At 65.5% G+C, this 21,891-nt stretch carries 17 protein-coding genes; 9 read left to right on the top strand and 8 right to left on the bottom strand.

The genetic code is table 11. From position 1 onward, the window contains the following. Positions 1 to 12: 12 nt before the first annotated feature. Both NU688_RS06840 and NU688_RS06835 read left to right on the top strand, forming a co-directional pair. Positions 13 to 990, top strand: coding sequence for a tripartite tricarboxylate transporter substrate binding protein (locus tag NU688_RS06840; RefSeq protein WP_257859776.1), 978 nt, complete (start codon positions 13 to 15; stop codon positions 988 to 990). Between the two features lie 31 nt (positions 991 to 1,021). Next, the gene (locus NU688_RS06835; RefSeq protein WP_257859775.1) at positions 1,022 to 1,795 is read left to right on the top strand and encodes a 2-keto-4-pentenoate hydratase; all 774 of its coding nucleotides are present in this window, start codon (positions 1,022 to 1,024) and stop codon (positions 1,793 to 1,795) included. Here NU688_RS06835 and NU688_RS06830 read toward each other — a convergent pair. Continuing rightward, on the bottom strand, positions 1,744 to 2,706 hold the full coding sequence (locus NU688_RS06830) for a LysR substrate-binding domain-containing protein (protein ID WP_257859774.1): 963 nt from the start codon (positions 2,704 to 2,706) through the stop codon (positions 1,744 to 1,746). The genes NU688_RS06835 and NU688_RS06830 overlap by 52 nt on opposite strands. A gap of 91 nt (positions 2,707 to 2,797) precedes the next feature. On the opposite strand from NU688_RS06830, the gene NU688_RS06825 reads away from it, so the two are divergent. Beyond that, positions 2,798 to 3,988: an MFS transporter gene (locus tag NU688_RS06825; RefSeq protein WP_257859773.1), complete on the top strand. Its 1,191-nt coding sequence runs from the start codon at positions 2,798 to 2,800 to the stop codon at positions 3,986 to 3,988. Positions 3,989 to 3,997: 9 nt separating this feature from the next. Here NU688_RS06825 and NU688_RS06820 read toward each other — a convergent pair whose 3' ends face one another. Next, positions 3,998 to 4,825, bottom strand: a complete 828-nt coding sequence (locus tag NU688_RS06820; protein ID WP_257859772.1) for a dienelactone hydrolase family protein — start codon at positions 4,823 to 4,825, stop codon at positions 3,998 to 4,000. A gap of 101 nt (positions 4,826 to 4,926) precedes the next feature. On the opposite strand from NU688_RS06820, the gene NU688_RS06815 reads away from it, so the two are divergent. Both NU688_RS06815 and NU688_RS06810 read left to right on the top strand, forming a co-directional pair. After that, entirely contained in the window at positions 4,927 to 5,907 is a 981-nt protein-coding gene (locus NU688_RS06815; RefSeq protein WP_257859771.1) for a GlxA family transcriptional regulator, read from the top strand. A gap of 91 nt (positions 5,908 to 5,998) precedes the next feature. Beyond that, positions 5,999 to 7,906 (top strand): alkaline phosphatase, encoded by a 1,908-nt coding sequence (locus tag NU688_RS06810; protein WP_257859770.1) that lies wholly within the window; start codon positions 5,999 to 6,001, stop codon positions 7,904 to 7,906. 123 nt (positions 7,907 to 8,029) lie between these two features. Here NU688_RS06810 and NU688_RS06805 read toward each other — a convergent pair whose 3' ends face one another. Next, entirely contained in the window at positions 8,030 to 13,459 is a 5,430-nt protein-coding gene (locus tag NU688_RS06805; RefSeq protein WP_257859769.1) for an autotransporter-associated beta strand repeat-containing protein, read from the bottom strand. A 622-nt stretch (positions 13,460 to 14,081) separates the two neighbouring features. Here NU688_RS06805 and NU688_RS06800 point away from each other — a divergent pair. Together NU688_RS06800 and NU688_RS06795 are read left to right on the top strand one after the other, a co-directional pair. After that, positions 14,082 to 14,300 carry a DUF6434 domain-containing protein gene (locus NU688_RS06800; protein ID WP_257859768.1) on the top strand — a complete coding sequence of 73 codons (219 nt, stop codon included), beginning with the start codon at positions 14,082 to 14,084 and terminating at the stop codon, positions 14,298 to 14,300. Next, complete coding sequence (locus NU688_RS06795) at positions 14,297 to 14,809, top strand: GNAT family N-acetyltransferase (protein WP_257859767.1); 513 nt, start codon at positions 14,297 to 14,299, stop codon at positions 14,807 to 14,809. Before NU688_RS06800 ends, NU688_RS06795 begins: the two co-directional genes overlap by 4 nt. A gap of 41 nt (positions 14,810 to 14,850) precedes the next feature. Here NU688_RS06795 and NU688_RS06790 read toward each other — a convergent pair whose 3' ends face one another. After that, entirely contained in the window at positions 14,851 to 15,957 is a 1,107-nt protein-coding gene (locus tag NU688_RS06790) for a hypothetical protein (protein ID WP_257859766.1), read from the bottom strand. A gap of 66 nt (positions 15,958 to 16,023) precedes the next feature. On the opposite strand from NU688_RS06790, the gene NU688_RS06785 reads away from it, so the two are divergent. Next, the gene (locus NU688_RS06785) at positions 16,024 to 16,965 is read left to right on the top strand and encodes a LysR family transcriptional regulator (protein WP_257859765.1); all 942 of its coding nucleotides are present in this window, start codon (positions 16,024 to 16,026) and stop codon (positions 16,963 to 16,965) included. 35 nt (positions 16,966 to 17,000) lie between these two features. On the opposite strand, the gene NU688_RS06780 is transcribed toward NU688_RS06785, so the two are convergent. Further along, positions 17,001 to 17,432, bottom strand: coding sequence for a PaaI family thioesterase (locus tag NU688_RS06780; RefSeq protein WP_257859764.1), 432 nt, complete (start codon positions 17,430 to 17,432; stop codon positions 17,001 to 17,003). A gap of 100 nt (positions 17,433 to 17,532) precedes the next feature. Beyond that, positions 17,533 to 18,507 (bottom strand): LuxR family transcriptional regulator, encoded by a 975-nt coding sequence (locus NU688_RS06775; RefSeq protein ID WP_257859763.1) that lies wholly within the window; start codon positions 18,505 to 18,507, stop codon positions 17,533 to 17,535. Between the two features lie 563 nt (positions 18,508 to 19,070). Between NU688_RS06775 and NU688_RS06770 the strand changes: the two genes are divergently transcribed. After that, positions 19,071 to 19,949 carry an AraC family transcriptional regulator gene (locus tag NU688_RS06770; RefSeq protein WP_257859762.1) on the top strand — a complete coding sequence of 293 codons (879 nt, stop codon included), beginning with the start codon at positions 19,071 to 19,073 and terminating at the stop codon, positions 19,947 to 19,949. A gap of 39 nt (positions 19,950 to 19,988) precedes the next feature. On the opposite strand, the gene NU688_RS06765 is transcribed toward NU688_RS06770, so the two are convergent. Then, positions 19,989 to 20,873, bottom strand: coding sequence for an N-formylglutamate amidohydrolase (locus tag NU688_RS06765; RefSeq protein ID WP_257859761.1), 885 nt, complete (start codon positions 20,871 to 20,873; stop codon positions 19,989 to 19,991). Continuing rightward, entirely contained in the window at positions 20,873 to 21,856 is a 984-nt protein-coding gene (locus NU688_RS06760; protein WP_257859760.1) for a tripartite tricarboxylate transporter substrate binding protein, read from the bottom strand. The genes NU688_RS06765 and NU688_RS06760 overlap by 1 nt, the downstream gene beginning before the upstream one ends. Positions 21,857 to 21,891 lie beyond the last annotated feature (35 nt).

Genomic DNA, 21,891 nt, shown 5'->3' with positions numbered 1-21,891 from the left:
GAGACAAAGATGATGCAAAGACGTTCCCTCATTCAAGCCGCGGGCGCCGCGGCCGCCACGCTGGGCGTGCCCCGGCTCTTCGCGCAGGAGTGGCCTTCGGGGCCCGTGCGCATCGTGGTGGGCTTTCCACCGGGCGGCGGCACCGATGCGCTCGCGCGCGTGGTCGCGCAGAAGCTCACGATCATGTGGGGCCAGCAGGTCATCGTCGACAACAAGGGCGGCGTCGCGGGCGTGCTTGCGGCCGACTACGTGGCGCAGCAGCCCAGCGACGGCAGCACGCTGCTGATGGCCCACATCAACAGCCACGCGCTCGCGCCGAGCCTGCAGCCCAAGCTGCGCTACAACGTGGAGCGCGACTTTGTGCCGATCGTGCTCGTGGGCGTTACGCCCAACCTGCTGATCGCGAACCCGGGACAGAAAGCGCTGACGGTGAAAGACATCGTCACCGCCTGCAAGGCCGCCCCCGGCACGGTGAGCTTCGGCTCGGCCGGCGCGGGTTCGGCGCAGCATCTGGCGCTGGAAATGTTCAAGCTGCAAGGCGGCGTCGATGCGCTGCACGTGCCCTATAAGGGCAGCGGCCCGTTGCTGGCCGACCTGATGGGCGGTCAGATCCAGTACAGCTTCGAGACGATGACGGCCGCCACGCCGCACGTGAAGAACGGCCGCGTGATCGCTGTCGCCCAGACGCGCACCAAGCGCGCCAAGGGTCACCCCAATGTGCCGACGATGCAGGAGCAAGGCTTTGCCGGCTTCGAGGCCACCACCTGGTACGGCCTGGTCGGCCCGGGCAAGCTGCCGCCCGCGATTGCGCAGAAGGTGAATCGCGATGTGAACACGGTGCTTGCGATGCCCGATGTGCAGGAGCGCATGGACACCTACGGTGCGGAAGACGGCGGCGGTTCGCAGGACAAGTTCAAGCAGTTCATCAGCACTGAAATTGCCAAGTGGGCGAAGGTGGTGAAGGACGGCAACGTGCACGTGGAAACCTGATGTGCCGTCCTGCAACTGACAGAATCGCAGGATGAACTCATCCATGACCGCCCTCGCGGACGCGCTGATCGCCGCACGCCGCAGCAACCGCACCCTCGATGCCGCCCCCTGGACCGATGCGCTGCAAGACGCCAGCCAGGCCTACGAAGTGCAGGACGCCGTGGCCGCAGCCCTCGACTGGTTCGGTGACGACGGCGTCGTCACCGGCCATTGGAAATCAGGCGGCGGCTCGCGCAGCGTGACGCTCACGCATGCGCCGCTGCCGCCGTCCGGCGTGCGCCAGAGCCCGGCGAATTTCGACGACCTCGTGTTCCACACGCCCGGCATCGAATCCGAAATCGCGTTGCGCCTCGGCCAGGACGTGACACCCGAACAAGCCGCGAAGATCGATCACAACAACGCCGCCTCGCTCATCGACGCGATGGCCGTCTCCATCGAAATCGTCGATTCGCGCTGGCAAGACCTCGCTTCCACGCCCGCCCTGCTGCGCCTGGCCGACTCGCAAGTCCACGGCGCACTCGTGCTCGGTGAATGGCAACCCTACGCCGCCATCGACTGGGCCTCTCAACGCTGCGAAACGCGCATCGGCGACGGCGAAGTCGTCGTGCGCGAAGGCACGCATCCGCTGGCCGATCCGGCGTGGCTGCTGCCGATCTGGCTGCGCCACATCACACGGCACGGCCAGACCGCGCGCGCCGGCACCGTCGTCACAACAGGCTCGTGGGTCGGCGTGCTGCCCTGCCGCCGCGGCGATCAGGTGACGGCCGAGTTCCCCGGCATCGGCGCGGTCCGCTTGCGCGTGTAGCGCCCGTCTCCCACACCCGAACACGCCACCAGGAAGTCGAGCACCGCACGCACCCGCGCGGGCAGCGTGCCGGCTTTGCCGATGTACACCGCGTGGATCGGCTCGGCCTCGCCCGGGTTGAATTCCTCCAGCAGCGGCACCAGCCGCCCGGCATCGATGTCGTGCTGGATGTGATACAGCGACAGCCGCGCCACGCCCGCGCCTGCAATAGCGAGCTGCCGCAGCGTCTCGCCGTCGCCCGCACGCACCGGACCCGCCACGGGAATCGCGATCGTCCGGCCGTCGACGCGCAGCGGCCAGTCGGGCGTATTGCGGCGGTAGGTCCAGCCGAGCCGGTTGTGCGCTTCCAGCTCCTGCGGCGTGCGTGGCGTGCCGTACTTCGCGAGGTAACCAGGCGAGGCCACGATGGCCTGGTCGGTTTCGCCCAGGCGCCGCGCCACCAGATCGGACGCCGGCAACTGGCCCCAGCGGATCGCGATGTCCGCGCGCTCGTCCATCAGGTCGACGATGCGGTCGGTGAGCGCGATGTCGAGCGTGATCTCCGGATGCATCTCGAGCAGGCGTGGCACCAGCGGCACCAATTTGTGATGGCCGAACGAGACGCTGGCATTGATGCTCACCCGCCCGCGCGGCGCCGCACCCGCGGCCGCGCAACGCTCGGCCTCGTCCATGTCGGCCAGCACGCGCGTGCTGCGCTCGTAGAAATGCAGCCCCTCGGGCGTGAGTTGCAGCTTGCGGGTGGAGCGGTGCACAAGCTGGATGCCCAGCCGCAGCTCCAGCCGCGCCACCAGCTTGCTGATGGCCGAGGGCGTCATGTCCAGGAGGCGCGCCGCCGCGGAGAAACCGCCGGACTCGACCACCTGCACGAAGGCCTCCATTTCACCGGAGCGGTTGACGTCGATGCGCGGCATGGGCTTCCTTGTCTGTGACTTCAAATCACAAGTGCATGTACCGGCGGCATTCTAGTCACAGCCCCCGAATGTCCTCACAGTACAGGGCATCATGCCAATCGCCCTACTTGCCCTCACCGCCGGTGCCTTCGGGATCGGCACCACCGAGTTCGTCATCATGGGCCTGCTGATGCAGGTGTCGACGGACCTTCATGTCTCCATCACGATGGCCGGCCTGCTGATCTCGGGCTATGCACTCGGCGTCGCGGTCGGCGCGCCCGTGCTCACCATCGCCACCCGCAAGCTGCCGCGCAAGACCGTGCTGCTCGCGCTGATGGCGATCTTCACGCTCGGCAACCTGGCCTGTGCGCTCGCGCCCAACTACGAAATGCTGATGGCTGCGCGTGTCGTCACCTCGCTCGCGCACGGCACCTTCTTCGGCGTCGGCTCGGTGGTGGCCACCGGGCTCGTCGCGCCCGAGCGCCGCGCCTCGGCCATCGCGATCATGTTCACCGGCCTCACCGCGGCCACGCTGCTCGGCGTGCCGGCGGGCGCATGGCTGGGCCTGCAGTTCGGCTGGCGCTCGGCCTTCTGGGCAGTGACGCTCATCGGCGTGCTGGCGTTCACCGTGCTCGCCGTGTTCGTGCCGCGCGTGAAGGGCGAGACCAAGCCCGCGCCGCTGCGCGAAGAACTGGCCGTGCTGGCCCGCCCGCAGGTATTGCTGGGCCTGGCGATGACGGTGCTCGGCTTTGCCGGCGTGTTCGTGGTGTTCACCTACATCCAGCCGCTGCTGACGCAGATAACCGGGCTGTCGGAATCGGCCGTGTCGCCGATCCTGCTGGTGTTCGGCGGCGGCCTCGCGGTCGGCAACATCCTCGGCGGCAAGCTGGCCGACCGCGCGCCGATGGCCGCCGTGCTCGGCACGCTGGTGGCGCTGGCCGTGGTACTCGGCGCGATGCAGTTCACCATCGGCACGCCGTTCACCGCGGTGGTCTTCGTCGGGTTGCTGGGCGTGGCCTCGTTCGCGACCGTGGCGCCGATGCAGTTGCGGGTGCTGGAGAAGGCCTCGGGCGCGGGGCAGAACCTCGCGTCGAGCCTCAACATCGCGGCCTTCAACCTCGGCAATGCGCTCGGCGCGTGGGTCGGCGGCGTGGTGATCGACCATGGCCCAGGGCTGCGCGCGCTGGGCTGGGTGGCGGCGCTGCTCACGCTCGTGGGGCTGGCCATCGCGCTCTGGAGCCGTTCGCTCGACCGGCGCGAAACCGGCCGCCCCGTGGCCGATTGCGCTTCGGCGCAGGCCTGATTCCTTCGGCTACTTCGAAGCCAACCGGCGCACGAAGAACGCAAGGATCTCGTCGCGCGCCGCGATCGTCGGCTGGCCCGCTTCATCGATGAGGTGGGCCGTCACCACGCTGTGCGGGCTCGCCACCACCTGCTCGAAGAACGAAGGCAACGACTCCTGGTTAGCGGCGCTGTCGGGCAGCACCCGTGCGACGAAGCGGGTGCCGAGTGCTTCGGAATAAGCGGCGAAGCGCTGCGCGGTGCAGAACCTGTCTCCTTCGAAGCGATAGGCCATGACGGTCAGGTCTTCGCGGTCGAGGCGCTGCCTCACCGCCGAGATTTCCTCTGGCGAGATCTCGATGCCCGCCGGGTTGTCCAGCGGCAGGGCCGGCTGCGACAGCACCGGCGCGAGCACCGAAGGCTCCAGCATCATCGTGAGCGCAAAGTTGCCGGTGAAGCACATGCCGATGGCACCGACGCCCGGCCCGCCGCACTCCTTGTGCGCCAGCCGCGCGAGCGAACGCAGCCACTGCGTCACCGGGCTCGACTTGTTGCCCGCGAAGGCGCGGAACTCCGCGCTCACGCAGGCATGCTGGAACACGGCCTTGCCCTCCTCCGCGGCCGCCACTGCGCCGTCGCGGCCGAACAGCGATGGCATGTACACGGTGAACCCCGCATCGCGCACCCAGCGGGCGAAACGCGCGACGTGCGGGCTGATGCCGGGCATCTCGGTCATGACGATCACGGCCGGCCCGGTGCCTGCGACGTAGACCTTCTTCATGGCGTCGTCCAGGGTGATCTCGCGGCGCTCGAAGTCTTCGAGCGGGTCGGTTTCGTTCAGGTTGCGTGTCGTCGGCATCGTGGGTCCTGCAGTCTTCATGTGGATCGGAGCGCCTATTACACGTGTCGGGACGCTAGACTGACAGTGTCCAATTCGACGTTTATCAGGCGTTTCAAGCCATGCACGATTTCACTGTCCTGGTGTTGCCCAGAGCCTTTGCCACCAGTGTTTCCATCACGCTCGACGTGCTCGATGCCGCTGCGGGTTTGGCGCCCGGCCTCCAGATGCCGCGGCCGACCTGGCGCGTCGTGTCGCCGGACGGCGGCATGGTCCCGCTGAGCAGCGGCGTGCAGGTGGCGACCTCGGCGATTCCCACACGCGCCCGCGCCGACACATCGACATGGATCGTTCCCGGCCTCGGCGTCGACCGCCCCGCCGACCTGGCCGAACGGCTGGCCGACGATTGCGCCACCCGCGCCATCGCGGCCGTTCGCCGCCACGCCGCGAGAGGCGGCGCAGTGGCCGCATCGTGTTCCGCCGTATTCCTGCTGCAGGCCGCGGGCGTGCTGCAGGACCGGCGCGCCACCACCACCTGGTGGCTCGCGCCGGAGCTGCGGCGCATCGAACCTCGCTGCAACGTCGATGCGGACCGCATGGTCTGCGCCGACGGGCCGGTCAGCACGGCCGGTGCCGCATTCGCCCAGTCGGACCTCATGCTCCATCTGCTGCGCACGCGCTTCGGCCCGTCGCTGGCCGATGCCGTCGGCAAGGTGCTGCTGATCGACGGCCGCGAGGCGCAGGCGCCCTTCGTCGTGCCCTCGATGATGTCCAACGGCAGCGAGCTGATCCGCCGGCTGACGCAGCGCATCGAATCGTCGCTGCCGCGTCCACCGAGCGTCGCGCACCTGGCCGGCGAGTTCGCGATGTCGCAGCGCACGCTCGCCCGCCATGTGCGCGCCGCCACGGGCCTGGGCCCGCTCGCACTCGTGCAGAGCGTGCGGCTGTCGCGGGCACGCATGCTGATCGAGACGAGCCGGATGACGATCGACCAGGTGGCCGCGCAGGTCGGCTACGAAGACGCCACGGCGCTCCGACGCCTCATGCGCAAGGCGGCGGGAGCCACGCCGAGCAAATTCCGCACGAACCTGCTGTCAGCCTAGCGACAGGGCAGCGGCCGCGCGTCATATCTGCGTCACAGCGGCGTCACGCCCCCTGCATTCAATCCGTGCACCCACAACATTGATGAATGCCATGACGCCTGACCATCCGCCGCGCCCACCCGAAGATGACATCGACCCCCGCGAAGCCGCCAATCGGCGTCGGCGCGACTTTCTCGAGTTCCTCGTCAAGTCCTCTTCCAGCGCGGTCGCCCTGGCGGCCGTAGGTTCGCTGGCCGCTTGCGGCGGCGGTGGCGGCGGAGGCGGCCCGGGCTTCCTGCCTGTGCTTCCGCCCGCGCCGGCTCCCGCGCCTGCACAGGCGTCTACACCCGCCGTCTTCGCATTCGGTGTCGCCAGCGGCGATCCGCTGACCGATCGCGTCATCCTCTGGACCCACGCCAAGGTGCCAGCCAGCGAGGCCGATGTCCCCCTGACCTGGGACGTGGCCACCGACGCAGCCTTCACGCAGATCGTGAGCAAGGGCAGCGTGACCGCGGCCGCTTCGGCATCCTTCACCGCCAAGGTCGATGCCACCGGCCTGGCAGCGGGCAACACCTACTTCTATCGTTTTCGCGACGCGACCGGCGCAACCTCGACCATCGGCTCGACCCGCACGCTGCCGGCCGGCGGCGTGGCTTCGGTGAAGCTCGCCGTGTTCTCCTGCACGCTGTACTCCGAGGGCTACTTCCACGCGTACGACGCGGCGACGAAGACCGATGCCCAGTACGCCCTGCACCTGGGCGACTACATCTACGAATACGGCTCCGACCCGAAGAAGTTCGGCAACAGCAGCATCCCGGGCAACCGTATCGCCAGCCCTGCGAACGACATCGTGACGATGAACGACTACCGGACGCGCCACGCGCTCTACAAGTCCGACCTCAACCTGCAGGCGGCCCACGCCAAGATGCCCTGGATCACGGTGTGGGACGACCATGAGTTCGCCAACAACAGCTACGTGAACGGCGCCGAGAACCACGACCCGGCCACGCAGGGCGATTGGGTCACGCGCAAGAACATCGCGGCCAAGGTCTATCACGAGTGGATGCCGATCCGCACGCCCGACGCCACCAACCCGCTGAAGATCTACCGCCGCTTCGACTTCGGCAGCATCTTCACCCTGCACATGCTGGACACGCGCATCGAAGGGCGCGACCGCCAGTACGACAACTTCGGCGATGCGGACGGCGGCATCGCCCGCTATCTTGCGGGCCTTGCGCCCTCTTCGGGCGGCGTGCGTCCCGACGCATCGCGCCAGATGATGAGCGTCGAACAGCAGAACTGGCTCACCAACGGCATGAACGCATCGACCGCGGCATGGCAGGTGCTGGGCAATCAAACCATCATGGCGCGCATGTGGTTCCCGGCCACGGTGCTGACGGCCTTCAACAGCAACCCGTCCGGCGCGCCCGCGGCCATCACCGCATTCCTCACCGCAAAGGCCACGCTGGCAGCCGCAGGCCCGGGCGCGTTGACACCGACCCAGGCCGACCTGCTCAGCACGACCAAGAACCCGCGGCTGCCCTACAACCTCGATTCGTGGGACGGCTATCCGGCCCAGCGCGAAGCGATCCTGCAGGCCGCGAAGACGCAGGGCAAGCGGCTGGTCACGCTGTCGGGCGATTCGCATGACGGCTGGTTCAACAAACTCACCACGCTCGCCAGCGAGCAGGTCGGCATCGAATTCGCGGGCACCTCGGTCTCGTCCCCGGGCTTCGAATCGGCGGGGCTGGGCACCGCCGGCCCTTCGATCGACGGCAGCGCCCTGGTGCCGCAACTGGGCAATGCCGCGATCGGCGCCGGGCTGGGCCTGATCGACGACGTGAGCTACTGCGACACCTCGCGCCGCGGCTACATGCTCGTGACGATGACGGCTGCACAGGTCAAGGCCGAGTACGTGTTCGTCTCGACCGTGAAGGAACCGACGTACACGGCCTCGGTCGGCAAGACCATCACGGTTGCCGCGACGGGTTCGGGCATGGCGGCGCCGGTGATTGCCTGAGGAGTGAATCGGGCGCCGTCGCGATCAGTGAAGACAGGCCGAAACGCGCACGGCACTCGCTCGTGCGCGTAACGCCAAAACAGCGTTCATGAACCACGTCCTTGCTCACTCAGGCACTCACACTCACCAGAGGACGCGCGCCCCCACGCTGCCCTGCACCGAGGACTTCACGCGCGTGTCGCCGCCCGCGCTCCAGAGCTTGCCGAGTTCGCCGTACAGCGCGAAGCTCGGCGTCAGCGCCAGCGTTGCACCTGCGGCCAGTTCGGCCGATGTACCGCCGGTCGAAGAGCTGATCGCCGCGCGCCCACCCGGCGCCATGAAGCTGGTCACGTCGTTGCCGCCAGAAGCGCGGTACAGGTTGAACCGCGCATAGGGCTGCAGGCGCGCAACGCCGACGCCGACCTCGCCCTTGACGCGCACACCCAGGCGCGCAAGCCATGCGCTGTCGGGGCGCTGCCGCACCACCGTGTTCCCCGCGATGGCCGCGTCGTCCAGGCTCAGGCGCTGATGGATCAACTGGAGTTGCGGTTCGATCTTCCAGTCGCCCCCGGTGCCCGCACCGCCCAACCCAAACGACTGTCCCACTTCGACGGACGCCAACAGGCTGCGGCCCTTGCCGCTGCCGGCCTGCGCCATCGGGCTGACGATGTCGTAGCGATGACGCCCGGCCTGCAACACCGCATCGGCGTAGAAGCCGTTGTCGGCGCTGTAGGTGCCGTAGGCGCCCAGGTACTGGTTGCGCAGATCGTTGCGGCCCACGCGCAGGCTCTGGATGCCACGCGCGAAACCACTCACGCCCATGTCGCCATCGACTTGGCCCACATAGACGCCCGCACGCCAGTTCTGGAGGCTCAGCAGATCGGTGCCGGCCTGGAAGCCGTCGAGCCGGCCGTGGCTCTGGGGACTGACCGTGCCGCTCTGACGGATGTCCAGGTTGGTCGAGATGAGCCGGCCCCACGCGCGACGCTGGCTGCCATTGCCGAGGTTGTTGCTGCCGGTGCCGTCGGTACCCGCCGGACTGCCGCTCGCGGCCTTCACGTCATCGTCACCCGTGCGCTGGTGCATGTTGCCCAGCATCGCCAGGCTGGCTTGGCGCAGTTGGGCGGGCAGCGCGGCGTACAGAGGCACCTCGCTGCGGTAAAAGACCTGCCCTTGCGGCGAGGATGAGCTCAGGTAGCCGCCGCCGCTGATGTTGTTCAAACGGTACTCGTAGGCGCCTCCCACAAGTTGCCCACCAGCGAGCACGAAGGCGTCGCCCTGGACGCTCGCGCCGCCGGTCGTGCCGATCAGTTCGATGCCGTTGCCGGTGGTCGCTGCGCCCAGCCCCACGACGTTGCCGATCTGCACTGTCGTGGTGCCGCTGGCGACCGCGGTGGTGCCGCTCAGCAGGACGCGGTCCGAGACCGTGGGGCTCACGGTGCCAAGCTTGAGCAGGCCGCCATTGCCCGTCCAGGGGCCTGTCACGGTCAGCGTGGTGCCCGGCGCGGCGCCTGCCACGGAGACCGTGCCTGCGAGGTTCATGCCTGCAACGCGCTGGCTGTAGCCCGCGAGGTTCAGCGTCGCACCCGTGTTCACCGTCATGGCGCTGGCGGGGCTGAAGGTGTTGGCAGCCCCCGCCTGCAGCGTGCCGGCCGCAACCGTGGTGGCGCCGCTGTAGGTGTTGGCACCCGTGGTGATGAGGACGCCGCTGCCGTTCTTGGTGAGCAAACCCGTGCCGCTGATGACGCCGCCCAGTGTCTCGGTGAAGGCGCCGGTGTCGATGACGGGGTCCTGCGTGCCGGTGAGCACCACGTTGTTGGCGAGGTTCAATCTGTCGGCGGTGAAGCCCAGCGTGGTGCCATCGTCCATCGACAGGGCACCAGTGCCCAGTGCGTTACTGTGGCCGACGTTCAGTTGACCGGCCTTCAGCGCGGTGCCACCGGCGTAGGTGTTGGCCGCCGTCAGCACGGTCGTACCCGAACCGAGCTGGCTGACTGCACCGCTGCCCGAGATCGTTCCTGCAAAGGTCACTGCATCGGAGCGGTTGAAGGCCAGAACGCCGTCATTGGCCACATGGCCTTGGATGGAGCCGGTCGTGCCGCCGTTGCCCAGCTGCAGGGTGCCCGCTTTGATCGCGGTGTTGCCGGTGTAGGTGTTGGCCGCCGTCAGCACCGTCGTACCCGAACCGAGCTGGCTGACTGCGCCACTGCCCGAGATCGTTCCTGCAAAGGTCGTCGCGCCGGAGCGGTTGAAGGCCAGAACGCCATCATTGGCCACATCGCCCTGGATGGAGCCGGTCGCACCGCCATTGCCCAATTGCAGAGTGCCCGCATTGATCGCGGTGCCGCCGGTGTAGGTATTGGTGCCAGTCAGCACCGTCGTGCCCGAACCGAGTTGGTTGACCGCGCCGCTGCCCGAGATCGTTCCTGCCAGGGTCATCGCATCGGAGCGGTTGAAGGCCAGGACGCCGCCATTGGCCACATTGCCCTGGATGGAGCCGGTCGTGCCCCCGTTGCCCAGTTGCAGGGTGCCTGCCTTGATCGCGGTGTCGCCGGTGTAGGTGTTGGTGCCGGTCAGAACGAGCGTGCCGGCGCCCGCCTTGGTCAGGGTCTTGCCGTTCCAGCTGGTCGCGGCATTGGCCGCCTTGTCGCCCAGGTTTGAGCCGATCACCATGTTGTTGGTGGCGTCGATCAATGTGAAGGTGCCATGGGCCAGGCTGTTGCCCGCCGACCAGCTCAGGCCGTAGGAGGCGAGGTATTTGAGGTTGTCGTCGGACTTGCGGGTCGAGACAGTCAGGTAGTCCACCTCGCCGTGAAAGCCGCCGATGCTGACCGACGCAAAATCGCCGCTGATGCCCGAGCGCGTATCGATCAGCACCCGATTGGCTTGCGTCTTGTCGTCGATGCCGCTGAGGTTGAAATCCACGCCCTTGCCCAACGAGAGATTCCGGGCCGTGAGCGATGGGCCAGTGGGCGTGGTGTCGATGGACAGCGCCGTATTGTCGGCAAAGCTCACGGCGCCGCCAACGTCCAATGTCGCCGGCGTCTGGATTCCCAGGGCGCCACCCGTGACGTTGACATCGCCGCCCAGGGCATTGGCCCCGCCTGTCAGGCTCAGCATGCCCGAACCGGTCTTGGTCAGGCCGCCCGCCCCGGCGATCAGGCCCGAGAACGCGGTGGAGCTGTTGTCGCCGCCGGTGGTCAGCGTGGCCGTTCCGAGCGTGACATTGCCTGCGCCGGAGAGCGAGCCGATGGTCTGGTTGAAGTTGTTGAGGTCCAGCTGTCCGTTGGCGGCCACGACGAAAGCGCTGCGCGGCGAGAAGCCGGTCGTGGAGCCCGCACGCAAGGCACCGGCCATCACGCTGGTGGACCCCGAGTAGGTATTGGCGCCCGACAAGGTCAGCGTGCCCGTGCCCAGCTTGGCCAAGCCGCCGGACGTTGCGCCGTCGGAGATGGCGCCCGACAAAGTCATGCCGTAGGCCTGGGTGTCGATGCTGCCGATGCCGCTGAGGGTGATGGCATTGGCCAGCTTCAGGCCATCGGCTGCCGCCTGCAATGTGGTCGCGTCGGACATCGCAAGCGTGCCGGTGCCCAGAGCCGTTGACGAGCCGACCCCGAGCGTGCCGGCCTGCAACTGCGTGCCTCCCGAGTAGCTGTTGTCGCCAGTAAGCGTCAGCGTGCCTGCACCGGTCTTGATCAGGCTGCCCACATAGTCGGCGTCGGTCTTGCTTTGTAGATAAGTGACGCGAGTCTCAGTGGCTTCGATCTGACCTTGGATCGCCGCGTTGCTCGCGAGAACGGCAATACGCGCAAGATTGGCCAAATCCTGTGCCAGCGCTTGATCGCTGCGCCCGGCGATGAAATTGTCGTAGTCGCTCGGTACGCTGTAGCCGTTCTGCCAGCCGGGGTGCGTCGCTTCATAGGCTGCCAGCAATTGCTTGCCGGCCGGATCGGCGTTGAGGGCGGCGATCTGCGCATCGAACGTCTTCGCGGTGTAAGTGGTGGTGGTATTCCCGTTGATAGCCGCCTGGAGCAGCGTCTTCGCATTCGGTATCTGCGCGACCAAAGCGGGTGGTGGGGCCTGCAGCTCCGGAACCGGCTTCAACTGCGCGACCAGAGCACTCTTGCCCGTCGTCAGCCAGGCCGAGATCTCGGTGCGCTCCTCCGTCTTGCGCTGGATCAGCGCGGCTTCGGAGATGTTGTTGCTCCAGGTGTCTGAGATCCCCGTTGGGAGGCTGGCCTTGAACACGCCCAGGAACTGACCGGGGCCGCTCATGGCCTTGTCGAGGTCTGGCTTGCCCCAGCCAAAAGTGACATTGGGCACATCGGCAGGGCCGTCGCCCAGATGCTTTGCCGTTGTAAAAAGAACATCGCGCGCCGCATCGCCCTCGAGATAGGAGAACCGCTGCATCACCAGGGCAAGCGATGCCGTGACATTGGGCGCTGCGGCAGAGGTTCCGTTGTAGGTGTCCGTATAGTCTGGTTGGGGAGGGTTCTTGGCCACGCTCTCAGGTGTGCGTCGTCCCCCACCCCCACGGTCGTAGTTGGTGAGACCTGTTATCCCGACGGTTGTGGTGGTGATATCCACGGTTGGACCCGCCATGCACCAGTACTTGGTAATGCCGCAGCGGTCGTATTCCGTCTTGTCGTCCTTGGTGACGCCCGTGACGGCAATCCAGTATTTCTCTATCTCCGGACGGAAGTAAGGCAGGCTCGACACCGCACGGGGATTGTTCCTTCTTTCGTTTCCGTTGGCCCAGGACTGGATGGTTCCATATTCCTGGGAAACCTCCGCGGCGGCATCGAGAAAGGTTTTCTTTCCGGCGAATGTGCCGTAGAGCCTGGTGATGCCTTGCAGCGTGCCGTAGTCGCCCGCAGTAGGAGACTCCTGCCCCCAACTGGAATTGACGACGCGCGCCCCATTGCGCGCAAGAACGCCATAGGCTTCCTTGAAATACGCATAGTCGACATCCGGACCAAAAACCGTGCTGTCGGTACCACCGCTGTTTGCGGAGTAGAGATGCGCATCGAAGGCAATGCCATGCATCCGATCCGTGGCCGCATCGCCCGTCGCGTTTCGTTTGGCCACCATCTCGCCGGCTGCCGCAGTACCGTGGCTGTCGTTGATAAAAGGGTCGTAATTGCCGAACACACTGAATGCATCGCCCTTTTTCCAGGTCTTTCCAGATCCGTCGAGTTGCGCACCGTCCGCACCATAAATGCCCGTCACGGTCAATGGCGTGAACTGGCCCTGCAACTGGGGATGATTGGCAAGAGCCCCTGAATCCACCATGCCGATCTTGACGCCCGTGCCAGTGAATCCGCGAGCGTAGGCGTACTCCGCCTTCACACCCCCCAGCGCATGGTCCTGGAGAAACTCCGGGGTTCGCCATGTTTTCGCAGCCGCCTCGAGATCGTTCGTCCTCGATCCATCGGCATTGAAGTATTTACCTTGCGTGCTTTGTCCATATGCGACCGAGCAGATCGACAAGAAAAGAGTGGCAGCAAGAAAAACTTTCGATCGGGCCTGGCTGCGATCAACCGAAAGAGAATTTGGACGCTGATAAATAGTCATTTTTTACTCCCTGAAAAGATGCCGATCAATGAAGGGCATCGTTGAACCCGAGGACGTGACAACAGCCATTCCACGGGAAGGTCACGGGACGATCGTCCTTGGACAGGACGTCCCGTATAGAGGAGGTATGGAAGATCGCCGCTTCCGCCTTCTTGGCGTCCGTGCCGTTGAGACAGGCCACGAGACGACCGGCGCGCGCTACATAGGACAGGATGTCAACTATGTCTTGCGGCGTAGTGGAAACGGGGGGGCAAATTCGGAAGCTTCGCCTTCACGGCAGCCCGACAAATCAAGACACGGCAGCAGAGCGCATTCAGCTTTCCCAGAAAACGCCCTGCCCCGAGAACGAAACCAGATTTCATTTTTTCTCCCTGTTTTACGCAATAAATATTTAGCAACCATCGTGCCAATATCTGGCGAGCGTTCGATCACGACTTCACGTGAAAGGCGGGGCGCAACTGCACTTCTGTTCCGTTGCCCCTGCCCTCCATAACGCGCTTTCCTCGGCCGGATTTTTTCGCTGAAAACAGGCTGGCCGAAGTCAGGTTTTCGAGATCGAAAAATTACATTTCAGACAAAAATCAGCTCTATTGAGAAAAGCACCCGACATCAGGAAAGCGTCATGAAATTCAACTGGCACAGCGATCCCCTCACGCGGGCCACCGTGGTCGACAAGGGCTACAGGAACACGCAGAACGTGCGGCGCTTCATGGTCTCGAAATGCGGCGACGAATTCAAATTCGACCGGGCCTTCATGGCCTGGATTCGCGACGGGGCGCCCAAGCGCATGGGCGACGTGGCGGACGAATGGTTGAGGCGACGCGAGGAGCTGTCGAAATGACGTCAGTCACCCGCCCCGATATTTCTGTTCGCGCCGCCGTCACGGCCGACGCGCACACCCTCGCCGCCTTGTCGATCCAGGTCTGGCTCGCCACCTACACCGAGGGCGTGAGCGACCTGTGCGCGCGCTATGTGCTGTCGGAGTTCACGCCCGAGAAATTCCTCGCGCTGTTGGAAGCGCCCAATGTCTCGCTGCACGTTGCCGAGGTCGACGACCGCCTCGTCGGCTATTCACTGGTGCGCTCCGGCGTGCCGCAACCCTTGGTGCCCGAAGCCGATTCCGAACTCTGCAAGCTGTATGTGCAGGAGCCGTTCACGCGACACGGCGTGGGCTCCGCGTTGCTGCAGGCGGCACGCGCGGGCAACGAAGGGCTGTGGCTCATGGTCAACGTGCAGAACCTGCGCGCATGCCGCTTCTACGAAAAGCACGGCTTCGTGGTTCGCGGCAGCACCGAGTTCGTTCTTGGCGAAGGCAGGCACAGGAACCATGTTCTGGCGATGCCCACATGAGACTGCAGTGTTCGGCTTTGACGAAGGGCTGAACTTTCCGATCAACCGACGGTAGTGCGAACCTCTGCTTTGTTTCCCACACGGCAGATTCGGACACGGACTCTTCGGGCAGCAGCCCAGTGCGGCTCCTGAGGCTGCAGTTCAATTTCACAGGCGCCATTGACTTCATGTGTGATGGAAGCTGAGCCGACAACGACTCCCTGATTGTTCGCAACATCCATTGCGAAGCGCCCATGCGCCGGAAACCGAACGACGAAACCCGATTCCGTTGCGTCGCGACCCAGTCTCTCCACCTTCAAAAGCCGAAGGTGCTGCCCATGAATCTCCGCCCAAATGCGTTCTGCACGAGACCCAGACTTGCTCTCGATGACGATCTGCCCCGACAAATTCATGTCGGTGACCACGTATCGCATTTCTTGCCCATTGGCCCCCGCATAGATCCAGGAACTCCCCTTGCTGATCTGCGAAGGTTCGTGCATCACGTCAAAGGCGCGGGTGCTTGCGCGGACAGCGCCCATCTGGTGCATCTCGGTGTAGAAGCCGTTGAGCCCCACGAATCCCTGCGGCGACCGGATTCGTTCGCCGACTTCGTAGGCCTTCTCATCGATCAGCACTGTTGTGCCCGGCCCCGCGAGACAGCTCTTTCCGCGCCACATGAGAGGCAGGCTGCTGTTGGGCGAGTGCCCGCCAGGATCGGTCAATCCTCCGCGAGCGGCGTCGGGTGGCGAGGCTGCGGCCACACGAAGCTGAATGACTTCGTTCGCGAAAGACAAGAAGCGAACCGTTGTGCACGGCCGTTCAGGCCTGCCCTCTTGATCCACCTCTATTTCTCGGTAGACAGTCTGCCGGCCCTCGAAAGCCTGGGCTTCGATGTGAGCCGTTCTGTCATTGACGTGGTCGATCTGCGTCTGGTCATGGCGCGTCAGAATCGCCCGCACCAGTGTCTGCGCCGACCCCTTTCGATGAATCATCGCTTCCACGGCTTCGTATTCCGGATGACCTTGAAAGTAGGCGATGACGTGAAGCTCGTCGGAAGCAAAGCGCAAGTCGAACGGTTGAACAATGCCCGCCGGAAGGAACAGTCCATGTGCGCTGACGACGCTGACATCGTCAGGGCCCGCATCAGAAGATTCGAATGATGTTTTCATGCGCGGATCTTGGATCGCACAATTGGCTTCGACAAGTGCAATGATTGAAGCGAATACATGCACCATATGAAGCGATCTGACCTGAACCTGCTCTACGCGCTCGACGCATTCTCGAGAACCGGCAGCGTCAAGGCTGCCGCCGAAATGCTGAACCTCAGCGCTCCCGCCATGAGCCATATGCTCGCCCGGCTTCGTGAGGCGACCGGAGATCCATTGCTTGTGAGGGCGGGACGCAAGCTGGTTCCAACGCCGCACGCGCTCGCGATGATCGAAGAAGCAAGCGAAGTGGTTGCCAGAGCGCAGGCGGTTCTGGCGCCTGCCGTTCACGATGAGCGATGGTCGCTGGCCAATCGAGAGTTTGCTGTCGTCGCTCCGGATGAACTCACGATCGCATACGGGGTTCGCTTGCTCAGCGCAATCAGGGCGAAGATGCCCAACGCGACACTCACCTTGTTGCCGGCCACCAGCACGAATTTCGATCGGTTGAGGCTGGGGACGATCGATGTCGAAGTACGCGCGGCGGGAAAACTACCGCCCGAGATGAAGGTAGAGGTTCTTCGCAAACAGCGAACGGTCGTGGTCATGCATCACTCGCACGAACTCGCCCGACAGAAGATGACCTTGACGCGCTACATCAAGGCCAAGCATGTCTGCCAATCAACGAGCGACGAACTGGACCAGTTGGTGGAACGGGCACTGGCCGACGCCCGCGTGTCTCGACGGTCGGTGCTCCGCGTTGCCACGCCTTACGCCGCCTTGGCGGCGGCCTCGCGATCCGACCTGATCGCAACTGCCCCCGATGCCCTTGTTCAATCGGTGGCAAAGGATCTTGGTCTTGTTTCCATGGCCTTCCCGCTCAAGGTCGAGCCACTCCTCGTCGGTCAGGTCTGGCACCCCAGGGCGGACATGGACCCGCAACACAACTGGCTGCGAACGTGCATCAGAGAGGTTCTAGGTACAGACAAGGTAGGCGACCTGTCCGCGGCAAGCTCTCGGGACTCCATCTGACACTTCGCAGGTCAGATTTTTTCCTGGCTCCGCGATCATGCAAGGGCGTGCTCTATCGAACGCTCACGGATCATCCGCGCACTAGCCGTCGAGCGCGCCACCATCCGCCCCGCTGCATCGCTCAGATGCGCCTCCAGGAACGAGATGGTCTTGCCGAGTTGCACGACCCTGCCCTCCCCGTACAGAAGCCCGGGCGAAGCCGCCGCCAGGAACGACACGTTGAGATCGATCGTGGCCGAGAACGCGCCGGCGCCATTCTTCAACCACAACGCAGGCCCCATCGTGTCGTCGAGCATCGCGCCCAGGATGCCGCCCTGCACCGCGCCCGCGGGGTTCAAAAAGTCCTCGGTCGCGACGAAGCTCATGCGGACCCAGCCCTTCGCCGTATCGAACTCGATGATGTGCTGGCCGAACAACCGCGCGGTCGCGGAACTGGGAAAACGTTGCATCAACGGGTCGGGCGTCATCGCGATCCTTCGCTCTGCAAGGCAGGCAGAAAAATCGTAGCCGGCCGCTCCTGACAGCGTGGTGTCAGGAGGTGCTCCCTCGTGCGTCGATGCGCGTTGCCTACATCTCGCTCAGCACACCGAAATCGCTGTCGCCCTGCTGCACCGCATTCACCAACTGCACCCGGTTGCGTGCGGCAAAACGGCGGCGCAGCTGGCGCATGTGGTAGTCCACCGTATGCGCCGACAGGTCGAGCCGGTTCGCGATTTCCTTGTCGCTGCGGCCCTGCAACAGGTGCTGCAGGATGTATTGCTGCGTCGTCGATATCTCGATGCGCGCACCGCCGGTCTCGCTCGCCATGCGCGAGTGGCGCGACAGGTATTCATGCAGGCTCAGGCCCAGCGTGAGCGCCTGCCCGACGACCTCATCGGTGATCCAGCGACGGCCCGGCTCGCTCGACTGCAGGCTGATGACGGTGTACTGGTTCACATGCGTGGGCGAAGCCAGCCGGAACATCAGCCCGCTGCGGATGCCGCTCGCGAGCAGGTCGTCGACAAAGCGCTGCCGCCGGCCCGCCGCGTCTTCGGTCGCGGTGGTCGCCGCCGAAGGAATGGGCATGGCCTCGAGCTGCTCGACGTCCCACACCAGCGGCAGGCTGGACGCCGGCACGCCCTGCTGGCGCAGGTCCATCTCGTAGAGGCGATGCGAGAAATAGCGCTGCACCCACTCGGGGTTCGCGTAGGCGGTGAAGAAGCTCAAGGGCCACCAGCGTCCGCGCAGGAAGGTGATCGTGCCGTAGCCGAGCCAGTCGAAACCCAGCGCGTTGAGCATGCCCTGGATGAGGTAGCGGCGCTCCTCGTGGCTTTGGGCGTCCAGCAGTTCGCCGACGATGCCAGGCACGCCTTCCGCATGCCGGTCCGCCGATGGCGGCAGGTACAGCTGCTCCTCCGAGTAGAGCTGCGGAAACGGGCCGCCGGACGGTAGCTCGGGCAGTTCGGGTGAACCGCTCGAAGGCGCGGCCACGTCGGTGTCGTGATTCCGCGTCTGCGACAGCGATGACGCCGCGGCGCGTTGCAACAAGGTAGCAAGAATCATGGGATGCCTGTTTGAAATGCCGCATGCATTTGTAAATGCCGCGGGCTTGGGGGCCAAAGTACCAAAGGGTGTGGGAGTCGCCTTGTAAATTCTTAGCTTCCGGTACGCATTCGTATCACCAAGTTCGTCGAAGGCGGGCCGAGGCATCGCATGCCTCGTTGCAACTGAATACCTTTGCATGAAAGATGCGCTCTGCGCATCAATCCGCGTGAAATGAATGCTTCACAGAAGCCCGGTGCGCTGGCATGCTGACAAGGGCCTGTTCTCACTATGCAAGGGGTCGCGAAGCTCGCCACAGCCCGCCCCTCAAGGCGCGTGACGCCGTGCGTGCGTCCGCACGCACAAGGAGCGCAACGCCGAGGGGCGGGCTGTGGCGAGCTTCCCTCCGGGTTGCTTCGCCAAGGGGCCGTCTGCGGCGTTGCCCGCGCTTGCAAGGCACAAGCCTTGCTGCGCCCGGGCGCCTTGCAGCCAGCCCCTTGGCGAAGCAACGCGACCCCTTGCATAGTGAGAACAGGCCCTCTCCCTGTCAGTACAACAACAGCATCCGAGGAGTCCCGCCTTCGATGGAAATCCTGGCCGCTTCCCGCTATTGGCGCGACGCCGATCTCACAGGTCTCCAGTTCACCGCCAACCGCCTGCTGCATCGCGAGATCCGGCCGCACCGGCATGTCGGCTTCACGCTCTCTGTGTCCGACACCGAACTGCATGTGCGCGGCGGCAACCGCGTGACGGTCGTGCCGCCGGGCACGCTGCTGCGCATCGCGCCACAGGTCTGGCATTCGGTGCAGGCGCGCAGCGCGCCATGGCGCGAAGACGCGATGTATTGCAGCTCGGCCGTTGCCCGCTGCATCAGCGCGGCGAACGAAGGCACGCCCGTGGCCCGCGCGGAAGACGATGCGGGCATCTCGATCTTTCTCGATCCGTCGGCGGCTTTTGAATTTCTCGAATGCCACCGTCTGCTCCATGAATCCTCGGGCACCGGCAACGAAGAAGACATCGCGGCCGGCCGCGCCCTGCTGCGCCAGCGCCTCGCGCAATGGATTCCCCTGCAGCCTCCGCCTCCGCGCGTGGTCGACAGCGGCGACGAGCGCATGAACCGGCTCTACGAACTCATCGCCTCCGGCTTCCAGCAGCGCATGACGCTCGACAGCCTCGCCGAGGCGGCGGGCCTGCATCCGGTGCACCTGCAGCGGCGCTTCAGGGGCGCGCTCGGGTTCACGCCGCACGAGATGCTCGTGGGCCACCGCATCGAATACGCGCGCGACCTCATCGCGGGCGGCGCGCGGGTCACCTACGCGGCGCATGCGGCCGGCTTCACCGACCAGAGCCATTTGCACAAGACCTTTCTCGGCACCTACGCGGTGCTGCCCGGCGACTACCGCAGGCTCTCCGCATTCGATGCACTGCAGCCGGCCTCGGCCAGGAACGGCATCGTCGGATAGAGCGGTCGGCGGCACGGTCCACAGGCGTTGCATCGCGGGCTATCCCCTTTCCAGCTGCAGCTTCACGTGCGCCGCCACCGCAGAGATCGTGGCGTCGATGCAGCGCTGCAGCGGCGCGAAGCCGTCGTTGGGTTCGCGCGTCGCTTCGTTCATGTAGATCGGGCGGCGGATCTCGATCTGCAGGCTGTGGCGCTCCTGTGCCGGGTTGCCGATTTCCGCGATCAGCGCCACGCCCTTGTAGGGGTCGTTGCGCGCCACCGTGTAGCCGTGCGCACGCACCGTGGCTTCGACCACGTCCAGCAGCGCGGGCTCGCAGGTCGTGCCTTCGCGGTCGCCGAGCACGAAGTCCGCGAGCGGCCGCGTCGAGGCGATGCGCAGCTTTTCGTACGCGTTGCCGGGCATCGAATGCAGGTTGAGGTGCCACAGCGCGCCGAAGTCGGCCACCGCGCGCCGCACAGCCGTCGAGAGCGCCGCGTGGTACGGCTTCCAGAATCTGTCGATGCGCCACTGCACCGCGGCAGGCTGCAAGGGCTGGTCGTACAGCGGCTGGTCGGCCGCGATGCGGCTCCATACCAGGCCGTAGCCGAGGCGCGATTTTTCGCCGGGCTTGAGCGGCGAAGGCCATGGCCCGTCAAGCAGTTCGGGGTCGAGGTCGTCGATGGCCCGGTTGGGGTCGATGTAGGCCCGCGGAAACTGCGCGCTCAGCAAAGTGGCGCCATGCTGCGGCGCGGCCGACCAGAGCGCGGCGACGTGCGTGTCCTCGGCCTGACGCAACTGCGCGAACGGCACGCGAGTGACGAAGTCGGCCGGGTAGCAGGTGCCGCTGTGCGGCGAGTCGCACACCAGCGGCAGCCGGGCCACGCCCGATGGCGGATCGACGACCACGACGACCGGGTCGGTGTCCTGCATGTCGTGCGCGCTCATCACAGTTTGATGTTCGCCGCCTTGGCGATGCGCGCGTACTTGTCCATCATTTCGCGGATCTGCTGCGCGAACTGCGCCGGCGTGTTGGCCATCGGCACGCCCGATATCTCGATCGTGCGCTGCCTGAACACCGGGTCCTGCATGGCCTGGTGCGCGCTGGTCATGAGCTTCTCGATCACCGGCGCCGGCACGCCCGCGGGCGCGACCAGGCCGAACCAGCCGCCTTCGCTCATTGCCTCGAAGCCAAGCTCGCGGTAGGTCGGCACGTCGGGCAACAGCGGCGAGCGCTGCGGCGACAGCACCGCCAGCGCGCGCAGCTTGCCCGACTTGATGTGCGGCAGCGACGACGGCAGGTTGTCGGTCATTGCATCGACCGTGCCCGCCAGTGCATCAGTGGCCGCCTGCCCCGCGCCCTTGTACGGCACGTGCGTGAGCTTGATGCCCGCCAGGTCCATGAACTGCTCGACGTTGACGTGCCCGAGCGAGCCGTTGCCGGGCGAGGCAAAAGTGAGCTTGCCCGGCTCCGACTTGGCCAGCGCGATGAACTCCTGCATGTTCTTCACCGGCAGCTTGGGGCTGACCACGAACACGCTGGGCACCGACATCACGTTGGTGATCGGCTGAAAGTCCTTCACCGGGTCGTAGGGCAGCTTGGTGTAGACAGCCGGGTTCGCGCCGTGCGTGCTCACCGTGGCCATGCCGATGGTGTAGCCGTCGGGCTCGGCCCGCGCCACCGCCGAGATGCCGATGGTGCCGCCCGCCCCTGCGCGGTTGTCCACCACCACCTGCTGCCCGAGGATGACCGACATCTTCTCGGCCAGCAGCCGCGCGATGAGGTCGGTCGAGCCGCCCGGCGGGAACGGCACGATCAGCTTGACGGGCTTGTCGGGGAAGGAAGAAGCAGCGTGTGCATCGACGCTCATCATCGGCAGCCCGAAGGCGACGGCGGTGATGGCCAGCAGAAGGTCTCGGCGGTTGTTCATCGTGAGTAAGTCGAAAGAAATATCGTTGGAGACAA

Origin of the sequence: Variovorax sp. ZS18.2.2, from assembly GCF_024701975.1 — a bacterium.
Taxonomy (GTDB): Bacteria; Pseudomonadota; Gammaproteobacteria; order Burkholderiales; family Burkholderiaceae_C; genus Variovorax.
The sequence above is the reverse complement of the archived record's forward strand: the minus strand, read 5'-3'. Positions and strand labels throughout refer to the sequence as shown.